Origin of the sequence: Campylobacter coli LMG 9860 (genome assembly GCF_000254135.1) — a bacterium.
GTDB lineage: Bacteria > Campylobacterota > Campylobacteria > Campylobacterales > Campylobacteraceae > Campylobacter_D > Campylobacter_D coli.
In genome coordinates, this window is the sequence record NZ_AINS01000091.1 from 1 (window position 1) to 13,554 (window position 13,554).

At 30.2% G+C, this 13,554-nt stretch carries 12 protein-coding genes; 5 read left to right on the plus strand and 7 right to left on the minus strand.

From position 1 onward, the window contains the following. The first annotated feature begins 48 nt into the window (after window positions 1-48). Both CCO88_RS08900 and rpoD read left to right on the plus strand, forming a co-directional pair. Window positions 49-930, plus strand: coding sequence for a LysR substrate-binding domain-containing protein (locus CCO88_RS08900; protein WP_002840339.1), 882 nt, complete (start codon window positions 49-51; stop codon window positions 928-930). A 74-nt stretch (window positions 931-1,004) separates the two neighbouring features. Continuing rightward, entirely contained in the window at window positions 1,005-2,870 is a 1,866-nt protein-coding gene (rpoD, locus tag CCO88_RS08905) for an RNA polymerase sigma factor RpoD (RefSeq protein ID WP_002778994.1), read from the plus strand. Here the strand turns inward: rpoD and CCO88_RS08910 are convergent, their stop codons facing one another. Further along, window positions 2,871-3,380 (minus strand): SixA phosphatase family protein, encoded by a 510-nt coding sequence (locus tag CCO88_RS08910; RefSeq protein WP_002781790.1) that lies wholly within the window; start codon window positions 3,378-3,380, stop codon window positions 2,871-2,873. Next, window positions 3,377-3,895: a rhomboid family intramembrane serine protease gene (locus tag CCO88_RS08915; protein ID WP_002778996.1), complete on the minus strand. Its 519-nt coding sequence runs from the start codon at window positions 3,893-3,895 to the stop codon at window positions 3,377-3,379. The genes CCO88_RS08910 and CCO88_RS08915 overlap by 4 nt, the downstream gene beginning before the upstream one ends. Before the next feature lie 99 nt (window positions 3,896-3,994). Between CCO88_RS08915 and CCO88_RS08920 the strand changes: the two genes are divergently transcribed. Beyond that, window positions 3,995-4,411: a PepSY-like domain-containing protein gene (locus CCO88_RS08920; RefSeq protein ID WP_002778997.1), complete on the plus strand. Its 417-nt coding sequence runs from the start codon at window positions 3,995-3,997 to the stop codon at window positions 4,409-4,411. 54 nt (window positions 4,412-4,465) lie between these two features. On the opposite strand, the gene CCO88_RS08925 is transcribed toward CCO88_RS08920, so the two are convergent. From CCO88_RS08925 to CCO88_RS08945, 5 genes are all read right to left on the minus strand, one after another. Next, window positions 4,466-6,070: an AAA family ATPase gene (locus CCO88_RS08925; protein WP_002778998.1), complete on the minus strand. Its 1,605-nt coding sequence runs from the start codon at window positions 6,068-6,070 to the stop codon at window positions 4,466-4,468. Beyond that, window positions 6,067-7,323, minus strand: a complete 1,257-nt coding sequence (mtaB, locus tag CCO88_RS08930; RefSeq protein WP_002779001.1) for a tRNA (N(6)-L-threonylcarbamoyladenosine(37)-C(2))-methylthiotransferase MtaB — start codon at window positions 7,321-7,323, stop codon at window positions 6,067-6,069. The genes CCO88_RS08925 and mtaB overlap by 4 nt, the downstream gene beginning before the upstream one ends. Then, window positions 7,320-8,891 carry a mechanosensitive ion channel family protein gene (locus tag CCO88_RS08935; RefSeq protein WP_002779003.1) on the minus strand — a complete coding sequence of 524 codons (1,572 nt, stop codon included), beginning with the start codon at window positions 8,889-8,891 and terminating at the stop codon, window positions 7,320-7,322. The genes mtaB and CCO88_RS08935 overlap by 4 nt, the downstream gene beginning before the upstream one ends. Further along, window positions 8,888-9,943 carry a 3-dehydroquinate synthase gene (aroB, locus tag CCO88_RS08940; protein WP_002779005.1) on the minus strand — a complete coding sequence of 352 codons (1,056 nt, stop codon included), beginning with the start codon at window positions 9,941-9,943 and terminating at the stop codon, window positions 8,888-8,890. Before aroB ends, CCO88_RS08935 begins: the two co-directional genes overlap by 4 nt. A 166-nt stretch (window positions 9,944-10,109) precedes the next feature. Further along, complete coding sequence (locus CCO88_RS08945) at window positions 10,110-11,510, minus strand: COG3400 family protein (protein ID WP_002779007.1); 1,401 nt, start codon at window positions 11,508-11,510, stop codon at window positions 10,110-10,112. A 29-nt stretch (window positions 11,511-11,539) separates the two neighbouring features. On the opposite strand from CCO88_RS08945, the gene tgt reads away from it, so the two are divergent. Further along, window positions 11,540-12,673 carry a tRNA guanosine(34) transglycosylase Tgt gene (tgt, locus tag CCO88_RS08950; RefSeq protein ID WP_002781794.1) on the plus strand — a complete coding sequence of 378 codons (1,134 nt, stop codon included), beginning with the start codon at window positions 11,540-11,542 and terminating at the stop codon, window positions 12,671-12,673. Continuing rightward, the gene (locus CCO88_RS08955; protein WP_002779011.1) at window positions 12,660-13,430 is read left to right on the plus strand and encodes a CorA family divalent cation transporter; all 771 of its coding nucleotides are present in this window, start codon (window positions 12,660-12,662) and stop codon (window positions 13,428-13,430) included. The genes tgt and CCO88_RS08955 overlap by 14 nt, the downstream gene beginning before the upstream one ends. Window positions 13,431-13,554 lie beyond the last annotated feature (124 nt).

The window sequence follows — 13,554 nt, forward strand, 5'->3', positions numbered from 1 at the left end:
AATTTTTATAATAAATTTTTTTAATCAAAAAAGATAGAAAGAACTTCAATGAAAATCAAAGATATGGAAATTTTTTTAGATCTTTTAAATACTCAAAGTCCTACAAATACCGCCAATAATTTTTCCATCACACAACCTAATGTTTCCATCATTATTAAAAATTTAGAGCAGGACTTAGGCGGAGCATTGTTTGAAAGACTAGGAAAAAAGCTTTTACCTACTCCAAAAGCTTTATATTTGGGTAAAATTTGGCTAAAACTTGTGCAAGATTATTACAAAAGCTTAGAAGAACTTAATGATGAAAATACCCTCTTAGGAGAAATCAAGATCGCTGCTACTCAAAGCATAGCTGAACACTTTCTTGCTCCTATTTTATTTGATTTTAAATCTAAATTTAGCAATGTTAAAATACATTTTCAAACTCAAAATTCAAAAGAATGTTTAAATTTATTAAAAAATGGAGATATAGAATTTGCCATTGTTGAAGCAGAACTTAATCCTACTTTAATCGATCACGAAGGGTTAAAAATGGAATTTTGGCAAAAAGATGAACTTGTAGTTGCTAGTAGTAATAAAAATTTAAGCCAAAAAGAATTTTATATCGATGAATTACTTAAACAAAAATGGATTTTGCGTGAAACAGGCTCAGGGCTTAGAGATAAATTTCTAAACGAAATAGGCGATGTTTCCAAAAAACTTAAATTCTTTTTAGAGCTCGATAGAATGCCTGCTATTAAAGAACTCGTTATCCAAAAAAATGCTATTTCTATTTTTTCTAAAAAAAGTATAGAAAAAGAATTAAAAAATTCAATTTTATATGAGGTAAAATTAAAAAATATTAATCTTTGGCGTAATTTTTATATCTTAAAAAGAAAAAATTATAATTTTAACAGGGCTTTGGAAAAATTTGAAAAAATATTTAAACAATAAGAACTAAATTTTATACAAATATTAAGCAAAATTTAGATAAAATCCAAGGCTTATATAAAAGTTAAGGAAGTTCAATGAATGCCAAAACCCAAGATATGGAACTTGAAGAGCTCTTTAAAGAAAACGAAAAAGATTATATCACTTACGAAAAATTAGTAAAATACTTCAGCAAGCAACCTAATTCAGCTACTGCCAAAAAAGTCCAAACTTTAATGAAAAAGTATAAAGTACAGTTATTTTCGGCTGCTGAAATTGCACAAATGAAAAATATAGAAGATGCAAAAAGATTGCAAGAAGAAAAACAAAAATTGCAAGATACTAGTCTTGAGAATGAATTTGATTTAGCCAATGAAAATGATTTGCTAGAATGGAGCAGATCGGATTCTCCTGTGCGTATGTATCTAAGAGAAATGGGGCAAATTGCACTTTTAAATAAAGATGAAGAAATCGAAATTTCCAAAAAAATTGAACTTGGTGAAGATATTATCATAGATGCTTTTTGTTCCGTGCCTTATTTGATTGACTTTATTTTAGATTATCGTGAACCACTGATCAATAGAGAAAGAAGAGTAAAAGAACTTTTCAAAAGCTTTGATGATGAAGAAAAAAATGATGATAAGCTTGATGAACTAGAGGACGAGGATGAAGAAAACGATGAAGAATTAGAAAATGAAGAAGAAACTCCTAAAAAAACAAGCAAAAAAGAAGATGAAAGAACTTTAAAAGTCATAGAAAAATTTAAAGCTTTAGAGAAGGCAAAAAAAGATTGGCTAAAAGTTTCTAAAGATAAAGAAAGTGGAGATGAAATTTTAGACAAACTTGGAATTGCTTTTAAGAAAAATATTCTAAAAGAAAAGCTGATGGATCTAGGTCCAACTTCTAAACTCATCAGTGAAATTGTAAAATCAATGGAAACTGCCTTAAAAAGCGATGAAGAATTCGATAAAGAATTAAAACGCCTAGAATATCGTTTGCCAATGTTTTCTGAAGAATTAAAAAATCGTCATGCTAATATCTTAAAAGATATTACAAAATTAAGCAAGGAAGAAATTACCGAAAGAGCGCTTGAAACGACTATGGTAAGCACTTACATGGAGATAAAAAAACTTTTTCAAACTAAAGAAGCGAGCGAGAAAAGCTTTGACTTAGAAAAAGAGCGCTTGAAAGAAATTTTAGAGCAAATCAAACGAGGTAAAAAAATTTCTGATGAAGCTAAAACTAGAATGGCTAAATCAAATTTGCGTCTTGTTGTAAGTATTGCTAAGCGTTATACAAACCGTGGTTTACCTTTTTTAGATCTTATCCAAGAAGGCAATATAGGTCTTATGAAAGCAGTGGATAAATTTGAGTACAAAAGAGGATATAAATTTTCAACCTATGCAACTTGGTGGATAAGACAAGCTATTTCAAGAGCGATCGCAGACCAAGCTAGAACTATAAGAATACCTATTCATATGATAGAAACCATCAATCAAATCAATAAAATTATACGCGAGCATTTGCAAAAAGACGGAAAAGAGCCTGATGTAAGTGTTATAGCCAAAGAAGTAGGACTTAGTGTGGATAAGGTTAAGCAAGTGATTAAAATCACAAAAGAGCCTATTTCACTTGAGGCGCCTATTGGTAGTGAAGATGATGGCAAATTTGGGGATTTTGTAGAAGATAGAAATTCACTCTCGCCTATGGATCACATTTTAAAAGATGATTTAAAAGAGCAAATTGATGAAGTTCTTGATCAACTAAACGATAGAGAAAAAGCAGTTATTCGTATGCGTTTTGGTCTAATGGACGATGAAAGCGATAGAACTTTAGAAGAAATAGGTAAAGAATTAAATGTTACACGCGAAAGAGTAAGACAAATAGAAAGCTCTGCAATTAAAAAACTCAAACATCCAAAAGTGGGTAGAAAACTCAAAAACTATATCGAGGGTTGGAAGTAATTAATCCAACTCCTTTTCCTCTTTTAATTTTCTCACATGTTCAAAAAATATCACTTTTCCGCTATGCGCTTTTAAATCCTTAAAGTCTTCTATGTCAAATTCTAAGCAAAGCATAGATGAAGTAGGAAAAGAAGTCAAACATAAAGAGCCTAAAAATTCTCCAAGTTCCATTAAAGTAGGATTATGCCCTACTAATAAAACTTCATTATATTTTTTATCGATAGTTTGTAAAATTTGATATATTTTAGACAAATTAGCAAGATAAAGCTCATCTATAAATTGAATTTTTTCCTTGTCAAAATTATAAAATTCGGCTATTTTTTTAGCTGTCTTAGCAGTGCGTTTAGATGGACTTGAAAGTATAAAATCAAATTTTATCTCATGGGTTTTTAAATTATAAAAAAGCTTTTCTAAGTCTTCTTTACCTCTTTTATTTAACTTCCTATCAAAATCTTGCACTTCCTCATCCTTAACAGCCTTTGCATGTCTTAATATATATATTTTTTTCAAATTTTTCTCCTTAACTTCCCTAAAAAATATCCACAAATAAAACCAAAAATATGCCCATACCATGCGACATTTACACCCATAAGCAATGGAGCAAAACTCATTAGTAAAATAGCGACTATAAGACCCTTTGTACTACTTTTATCAAGAAAAGCATAATACCCCATCAAAACACAAATTGCTCCACTTGCTCCTACAAGATTTATCATCCCACCAAAATAATAAAAAGAAAAATATACATAAAAAGCACTCAAAAGCGAACACATCAATCCGCCAATTATATACAATAAAAAGAAACGCAAAGCACCTAAATAAGACTCTAAAATACGACCAAATTGAAATAAAACTATCATATTAAGGATGAGATGAGTTAAATTTCCATGCATAAACATTGAACTTAAAATTTGCCAATAAGCTCCTTTGAAAAACAAAATATTTAACCCAAGCAAATTATAATACCCATAAGGAATTGTAAAATAGAATAAGATATTTAAGAGAATCAGTAAAATTACAACCAAAAACAACCTTTAAAATATTTATGTTATTGTCTTGAAATTCACATAAAATTCACATAAATTCACTAAAATTTAGTGCAAAATAATAAATAGGAAAAACTTTTGAAAATAAAATTTTACGGCATTATAGCTATCTTATCCACTTTTTTAAACGCTGATATTATAATATCTCCCGATGAGCTTCCAAGTATTTCTAAAGAATTTTTAAAAAATAATTTTCAAGCTCCCATAGGTATAGTACAAAGAGATAAGCACGCTTATGAGGTTTATTTGAGCGATGGGACAGAATTAGAATTTGAAAGCGATGGTTCATGGAAAGAGATAGAAAGTAAGGTCTTTCCTTTTGATTTAAATTTTTTACCTCCAAATTTAACAAATATCATTCAAAACAAATTTCCCAACACAAAAGCTAGAGAAATCGAAAGAAAAATCAATTATTACAAAATCAAGCTTACTAACAATATAGAAGTACATATTGATTTTAATGGTACGATTTTATATACAGAATATGACGACTAAAACAATTTATTAAAGTCTAAGATAGATGACAAAATCTAAAGCCATATAGATACTTTAAACCTGAACTACTTCTTTAACATCGTTATACTCTATCTTTTCTTTTTCAAGTAAAATTTTAGCAAGCGTTGAAATTTTTTCTTTTAAAGGGAATAAAAACTCATCTAGCTCCCTTTTAATTTCGTTTAAATTTGGTTCTTCAAGCATACCAAAGCTTATCATATAATCAAGCAATTCTTTAACTTTTAAAAAATCATTCTGTGAGTTTGTATAGCTTTCATTATAAATCAAACTCATAGCTCTAGAGCCTGCTAAATAAACCTTAATGCGATTGATAAGTTCTGATTTTGAGCGAATGGCATGCTCGTATTCCTTAAAACGATCTTCAATAAGAGTAATTTTCTCAAATCCTATATCAAAATAATACGCACTCAAAGCTTTTGCGGCCTGATAAGTCGCTTGTATACCCTTTTCTTCATCATTAAAACTTAGAATTTTTTTCTTTCCTAAAAGCACCTTATTTAGTACAGCATAAAAATCGCTTTCTTCCACCAAAGAACTATTTCTTCTTAAAGCATTGATAGCCGCTTCATTAACTAAGGTTTCAAGTCCAGCACCGCTAAAACCTACACTTGCTTTTGCAATTTTATTTAAATCAATATTGTTATTTTTACCCTTCATGTAAATTTCTAAAATTTTAAGCCTATCTTTAAAATCTGGCAAAGATAAGAAAATGCGTCTATCAAAACGCCCTGAACGAAGTAAAGCAGGATCCATTAGCTCGATTTTATTAGTCGCGGCGATTACGATAACACCACTATTATCTTCAAAACCATCCATTTGGGTTAAGAGTTGATTTAAGGTGCTATCTCTTTCGACATTAGACATTTCACCCCTTGCTTTACCCACCGCATCAATTTCATCAATAAAAATAATACTTGGAGCCATCATTTTAGCTCTAGAAAAAAGCTCCCTTACTCTTTTAGCTCCCATTCCTACATAAATTTCAACAAAACTTGATCCGCTTTGATAAAAAAAAGGTACCCCTGCTTCGCCTGCAACCGCCTTAGCAATCAAAGTTTTCCCTACCCCTGGAGGACCTACCATTAAAACACCCTTTGGCATTTTTACACCAAATTCTTTGTATTTTTTAGGATTTTGCAAAAAATCCACAAGTTCACTAAGCTCCATTTTTACTTCACTCACGCCTGCTACATCATTAAAGGTGATATTAGAAATCACAGGTTTTATATTGGAACTTTCTAAATTTGTGGTAGAAGTTTGGGTTTGAGTTTTACTAGATATAGGATACTTAGCTAATTCTTTTTTTCGTGCAAAATAAACAAAACTTAATAAAAGCGCGATAAGAAATACAAATATAACAAAAAATACCCACAAAGTACTGTCTTTTTTGATTTCCACAGGAACTTTTGATAAAAGGGTTTTAATATCTACACCATCTTTTACGATCACATAGCTCTCACCCTTAGCTTTAAGCCAAATTTCATCCTTATCAATCACTGCTTTTTCGATTAAATTTTGACTTAATAAACTTTGGTAAAGATTTTCATCTATGTATTTAGGTTCATTTTTAAAATACAAAATTCCAAAAAGCAAACACAAGATAAGAAAAGATATCAATATAATTTTTTTGTTTTTCATTTTTTACCCTCTAAGTCTGCGAAATTATGCTTTTCTTGCACTTCATATCGCTCTAATTTTAGCCATTCTTTTGCTATATCTTTACTGCTTTTGATTTTTATTTTATTAAAAAACTGATCATAACCTTCAAAAAAACCATCTTTTTGATTTTCAACTAAAATTTCAAGTGGAGTTTTAACTCTTTTTCTAAATTCATAGTTATTATTTTCTATAATAACTTTTAAAGTATTTAATCTTTCTTTAGCCACAGCACCATTTATAGTATCTTTCATGGTGGCTGAATGCGTGTTGTTTCTAGGGCTAAAAATAAAAGCATGGATATGAGTAAGTGGAAATTCTTGAAAATGCTTTAAAGCCTCATGCCAAAGCTCCTCGGTTTCCCCTGGATGCCCTACGATAAAATCAGTCCCCAAAGCATATCCTTTACTGGCTATGGTATTAAAAAGCTTCAAGTCATTATCTGTATGCGATCTTCTTCTCATGATGCGAAGCATTTTTTCACTTGTATGTTGCAAAGCGATATGTAAATGTCGCTCCATCCATCTTTCATCTAAAATTTCTAAAAAACTTTCATCAATTTGAGCAGGCTCTAAACTACCAAGTCTTATGCGTTTTATACCTGAAATTTGACCCATTTTTTGCAAAAGCTTACCTAGTGTTGTTCCATTTTTAAGTCCGTAAGAACCTATGTTTGTACCTGTTAAAACCACTTCGCTATAGCCATTTGCTCCTAAAATTTCAACCTGCCTTAACAAAGCCTGCTCATCAACACTTCTTGATTTCCCACGCACGCTAGGGATAATGCAATAAGAACAAGCAAAATCGCAACCTTCTTGAATTTTAACAAAGGCTTTGGTGTGATTTTCGTACTCACAAACTATATCTTTATCAATAAAATTTAAATTTCCAAGCTCGTAAAAACTTGTTTTTAAACCCAAAAATTCATTGATTTTATCTTTATTTGATGCTCCAAGCACCCCAAAAACTTGTTTTTTATCCAAAAGTTCTTTGCCTTTACTCACTGCACCGCAACCCGTAAGTATAACTCTAACACCCTTTTTTTGCATGGAATTAATATAAGACTTTATTCCGCTGTCTGCACCATTGGTAACAGTGCAAGAATTAACTACGATAATCTGTGCTTTTTCTTCATCATTTACGATTTCATAATCTTTTACATAGCTTTTCAAAAGCTCTGTATCGTATATATTGGTGCGACATCCAAAGGTTTTAAAAAAAACTTTTTCTTTCAATTGTTATCCTTTGTATGAAAATGCATAGAATTATAATGAGTCTCAAAAGGAGCTTGATTTAAATTTCCTAAATATAAATTTTGAGATGGATAAGCTATTTTAATATCCTCATGCTTGTTAAATTCTTTAATAATCTCTTTACTGATAGCGCTTCGAAGTATCAATGCTGCGTATGAATTTGTCATATACCAAGCAGATATTCTCATCCCCCAATGTTCAAAAAAGACAAAAAATCTAGGCTCTACTTTGGGATTTCTTATGCTGTATTCATTTTGCAGTCTTTTCATTGTTTTTTTGGCTAGTTCTGTATAGCCCTTTGCTAGGCGGTTGACAACTTCTTCAACTATAGCTTGAGCTTTTTCTATGTTAGAATCAAAAGTAACGCTAATATCTATACCATCTAAAATCGTTTTCATTCCATGATGAGTATAATTAGAAATAAGATTTGTAAAAACATAATTATTGGGTATGAAAACAATACGCCCTGCTCTACGATTTTTACTATAAGTTTCAAGTGTAATATCTTCATATAAAGTGATACGCAAAAAAGAAATATCTATAATATCCCCCACATAAGTAGTATCATTTTGAAAAACTTTTACACGATCCCCTACTCTAAAGCTTCCACCAAAAACGATCACACACCATCCAAGCATAGACATAAACATATCTTTCATAGCAATAGCTAAGCCTGCTGATGCAAAACCAAGTATAGTAACAAGATAGGTTATATTTTCTATATAAGCAAAAAGCAAAATAAGAAAAATGATATTAAGGTTAATAAAATTGATGATCTTTGTTGCTGTATAGTATCTTTCATTATCCTTTATGTATTTTTTAGCAACAAGTTTTAACATAAAAGCAATAGCTACAACAATAACAATAGCTATGACTATATTAATCGCTCTTAAACCCTGCGCTTTGATTTCAGCACTTACTCTTGCAATTTCATCATCAATCTTTTTTTCATAAACAGAATAAGAAACACTAGCAAATTTTAAGGCTTGATCAAATTCTTCAAGTTTTTTATCTGATGCTTTTAATGCTTCTATATTTTCGATATTTGATTCTAGATTGACTAATTCTTTGAGTTCTAAATTCTTTTCTCTGATTTTTTCTACCAAATTCTTAAAATCATTAAATTTAAAGGCATATTCTTCTTTTTCTCCTCTTAATTTTTTAATATGAGAAAAAGCCCCAATAATCGCAAAAGGATTGGTGAGCTTAGATAAAGTTTCTATATCTTCAGGTGCACTAAGACTATGGGCAAAGTTTAATTCTTTATACTCTTTAAGGACATTAAGCTGTTCTTCTAAAGTTGCTATTTTTCGTTTTAATTCATCTTGTAAATGCACATCTTCTATTTTTTTTAATTCTAAATTTAAGATAATAAGTTCATCATTTATATCTTGATATTTGATAAAATTTTCATAGCGTACATCCCAAATACTAGCTCCAATGACAGTGTCTAAATTGCTTATTTTTTCATTGATATTATTAATAATAGTGCGATTTATATCGCCAAAAGCAAAAAGACTAAAGCAAAGTAAAAGAAGGATTTTTCTCATTGAAATTCTTCCAAGGTTTCCAATATCATTTCTTTGGCAATATCACCTTTTATGAGTCCCTTGCCCAAAGAATTTGCAAGAATGAAATTTAATTTTTGATTAGCACTTTTTTTATCCATGAAAAAAGCCTCATAAAACTCGTTGATGTTTTCGATTTTATAATGCGTTGGCAAATTAAATTGAAGTAAAATTTTTTCTATTCTCTCGCATTCTTCTTTACTTAATAATCCTAATTTTAAAGCCAAGCGATTTGCCATATTCATCCCTATAGCCACTGCTTCACCATGTAAATATTGTTTATAATCTGTAAAATTTTCTATCACATGAGCAAAGGTATGACCATAATTTAAAAGCATTCTTAAGCCTGATTCCTTCTCATCACACTCCACAACTCTTGCCTTAAGCTCTACGCTTTTAGAAATAATTTGAGTAAAAATTTCGTTTTCGCAAGTCGCATTTAAAAAACTTTCCTTATCAATCGCTTCTATAAATTCAAGCAAATCCCTATCAAACATTGCTGCCATTTTGATAAATTCAGCCATCCCTGCGGCCAATTCTCTTCTACCTAAGGTTCTTAAAAATTCACTTTCGCAATACACAGCTTTAGGCTGATAAAAAGTGCCTATTAAATTTTTTCCAAAAGCATTATTAACTCCTGTTTTGCCACCTACTGCAGCATCCACACAAGCTAAAAGCGTAGTAGGGATATTGATAAAATCAATCCCCCTTTGATAAATACTTGCCGCAAATCCACCCATATCGCTAATTACTCCACCTCCAAAGCTTATCAATATACTTTTTCGGTTAAGTTTGGAATTAAACATTTGATTTAAAATTTTTTCCAAAGTGAGTAAATTTTTGTATTCTTCACCATCTTCTATCGTCGCTATAAAAAGCTCTTTAGCCTTAATTTTAGACAATAGTGTTTTTAAATGGAGTCCTGAAATTTTAGGATTTGAAAGTATAAAAACCTTAGTATCTAATTCTAAATTATCCAACTCGTCTATATAAACCTTGTAAGCGTTTTCTTTTAAATCTACATTTATTTGCATTGTTCTACTTTTATTTTGAAATTAAATCTATTCTAGCAAATTAGGGCTAATCATTTTCTTAGTTCTAAGCCATAAAGCTAAGAAAATTTAAAATAAAAATCTTTTTTGAAACACTAAAAAACAAGCTCCTAAAAAATAATACTTTATCATAAGCCTTAAATGATTCTCATTCTACAGGTATGAAAAGTTGATAATTTTGCCTCATTTTAGAATAATGTCTATTGAGATTAGTGCTTAAACTTTTGCTAAATTCTCCCTCCAAAAGCTCTTTTTCAAAACTCACAAATTGCAACAAATCTGCACGGTAAGATAAAGATAAAATAGGATTTTCATCATTTTTGCTTATAATTTGGATATTCTTATCGTAAAGCTTAGATAAACTTCCAAAATACTCCTCCATATCTGTAGTATTTTGCAAATTAGGATTATAATAATACAAAGTAATATCAAAATCAAGTTGCTTACTAAGATCTGTGATCACATTTGCATTATTTTCAAGTTCGGTTTCATTAGTACTTAAAATAACAGCATTTTGAATATTTTCGAATTTACCCTCACCTATTTTCAAAATAGGAATTTTCAATTCAAAAAAAGTTTTTTTCTCTTGCTCAAAATGTTTAAAATCTGTAAGAATAATACCTATATCATTATTTTCCAAGAAAGAATTTAAATTTGCAAAATCTGTATTAAAAAAATCAAAAAATATACTTTCTTGCTCATCTGAAAGTTGCTTCATTTTATCATATAAAGCACCCAATTTAGGATTAAGCACCCTTATAAAAAATTTCTTAGCATTGCTTTTTTTAACCAATTGCAAAGTGGTATCTAGTAATCTTTCTTGTGTATCTTCACTCATTTTTTTCATATCAATAAGAGTGAAGATATTGCTCCCAAAAGGAAGTGGAAATTGTCCTGCTTTACCTCTGATATTGTGAAAAATACTTTGAAGAACAGCGGGATCGCCTACGATTAAAATGCTGTCGTTAGGCTGTAAAACAAAAGATGGCTTAACAAAATAAATTTTAGAATTTCTATAAATGAGTACTATACGCCATCTTTTTTGCTGTATGGAGCTAATATGCCTGTATGCAAAAATCGACCCTGCAGGAATTTTAACTTCCATAACCTCCCCAACACCCAATCCAACACAATAAGCCGTTAAAGCAATATCAGGCAAAAAATCCATAAATCTTCGGCTCAAAGTCATTCTAGCATCGGCTAAATTTGTATGAACATCATTAATATTCAAACCCCAAAAATCCATGATCTCAATCTCTAAATTTGCATCTAAAGAACGCAAAGCTTCGTAGGTTTTTTTAGTTTCAAATTCATCTTGCATATAGATAAAAGCTTGTTTGAAAGATTTATTCATAAGAGTTTCAAGGCGGGCTGTGCTAGTGGGATCAAAATGATGAAATTCAATATATTCGCTATTTGCACCTAAATTTATATTTTCTTCATTTTGGCAAACTATGGTAAAAAAATATCCCAAGCCTTTTTCAAAACAAAGCCTTTCTAAGAAATGCTTTGCTAAAATACCATCAATTATTATTAAAATATGATTCATTTTGCACTCCAAAAAGGAAATTATAACAAATGGAATTTAAATTAAAGCATAAAGACAACCTAGCTAGAGTATGTGAGATAACAACAGCTCATAGCACTTTTGAAACCCCTATTTTTATGCCAGTAGGCACAGTAGGTGCTGTAAAAAGCCTTGATGCAATTGATCTTAAAGAACAACTTAATGCAAAAATCATCCTAGCAAACACTTATCATATGTATTTAAGGCCTGGTTCTAAAATCGTAAAACATTTTGGTGGTTTGCACGGCTTTACAAAATTTGATAGAAGTTTTCTTACTGATAGTGGTGGCTTTCAAGCTTTTTCACTTTCTGCTAATTCTAAACATTTTCAAGAGGGTATAGAATTTAAAAGCCATATAGATGGTTCTAAGCATTTATTTACTCCTAAAAGCGTATTAGATACTCAATATGATTTAAATAGTGATATCATGATGATACTAGATGATCTTATCGCCCTTCCTGCTACAAAAGAACGCATTAAAGTTTCAGTAGATAGAACTATAAAATGGGCAAAAGAAGCGATTGATTATCACAAACAAATGCAAATTCAAGGACTAGGTCTAAAACAAAATATTTTTGGAATCATACAAGGGGGAACTGATTATGAAGAACGCAAACGCTGTGCTTTAGCCCTTAATGAAATGGATTTTGATGGACTTGCTATAGGAGGACTTAGCGTAGGTGAAGAAAATGCTCTTATGTATGAAACTGTGGAAAATTTAAACCCTTTTTTAGATGAAAATCGCCCCCGCTACCTTATGGGGGTTGGAACTCCTGAGGATTTGGTTGAAAACATAGAGCGAGGGGTGGATATGTTTGATTGTGTTATGCCTACTAGAAATGCTAGAAATGGAACTTTTTTCACCAATTTTGGCAAATTTAATATCAAAAGAGCTGAATTTATCAACGATCATGAAAGCATTGATAATGAATGCTCATGCTATACCTGTCGTAATTTCTCACGCGGATATTTAAACCATCTTTTTAAAGCTAAAGAATTAACCTTTTTTCGCTTGGCTAGTTTGCATAATTTACATTATTATTTAACCTTAGTAGCGCAAGCACGAGAGGCGATAAAAAAGTCTGAATTTAAAAAATTCAAATACGAATTTTACGCCAAAAGGCTAACCAATGGTATGCGATGAGAATTTAAGCAAATTTCTTGCAAATAAAAATTTAAATACTTTATATATGGATTTTTTAGGGCAAAAAATTTTGATTTTAAATTCTTACAGCTCAAAAACAAAAAAGGCGAATTTCAGTGTTTTTGGATTTGAGGATGATACAATTTTCAAACTTGAAAATGCTCAATTTAAACCTTTTTCTTTAAATGATTTTTTAAGCACCATTCGGGCTATTTTAGAGGATTGTAAAAATGAAAATGCTTACTTTGAACGCATTTTAGAACGCAAAGAAAATATACTTTTAAAAGGCAATTTGATCAAAAATTTCTTTAAAAAAAGTTTTATCCTAAAACAAAAAATCAATAAAAATTTAAAAAACCTTTCCTTGCTTGATGAGGCATTGAATTTATTAGCAGGGACAAGCCCGCATAAAAAAGCTTTAAAGCCTATTATCTTTGCTGTCGGGGTTACATTAAAAAACAACAAAGAAATTATTACTAGATTAAACGAGCTTCATTTATTAATGAGTGCAATTAAAAATGAAAAAATGAATCAAAGCTTATATTTTTTAAGCATATTATCTGCAATATTTTTACCTCTTAATCTGATAGTAGGTTTTTTTGGTATGAATACTAATGATTTGTTTTTAAGCAATGTTAAACATGCAACTTGGTATGTTTTTGCTCTTATATGTTTTATTTTATTAAGTGGCTTAATCGTTTATCGCAAAAAAAGAAAGAAAGAATTAGAATTTGAAGATAAAATCTTAAACAAATAACCTAATTTTAAGAAAATTTTTTATACAATTACATCTTTAAAAATACAAAAAGATGCGCTCATAGCTCAGCTGGATAGAGCATTTGATTGCGGTTCAAAAGGTCAGAGGTTCGAATCCTCTTGAG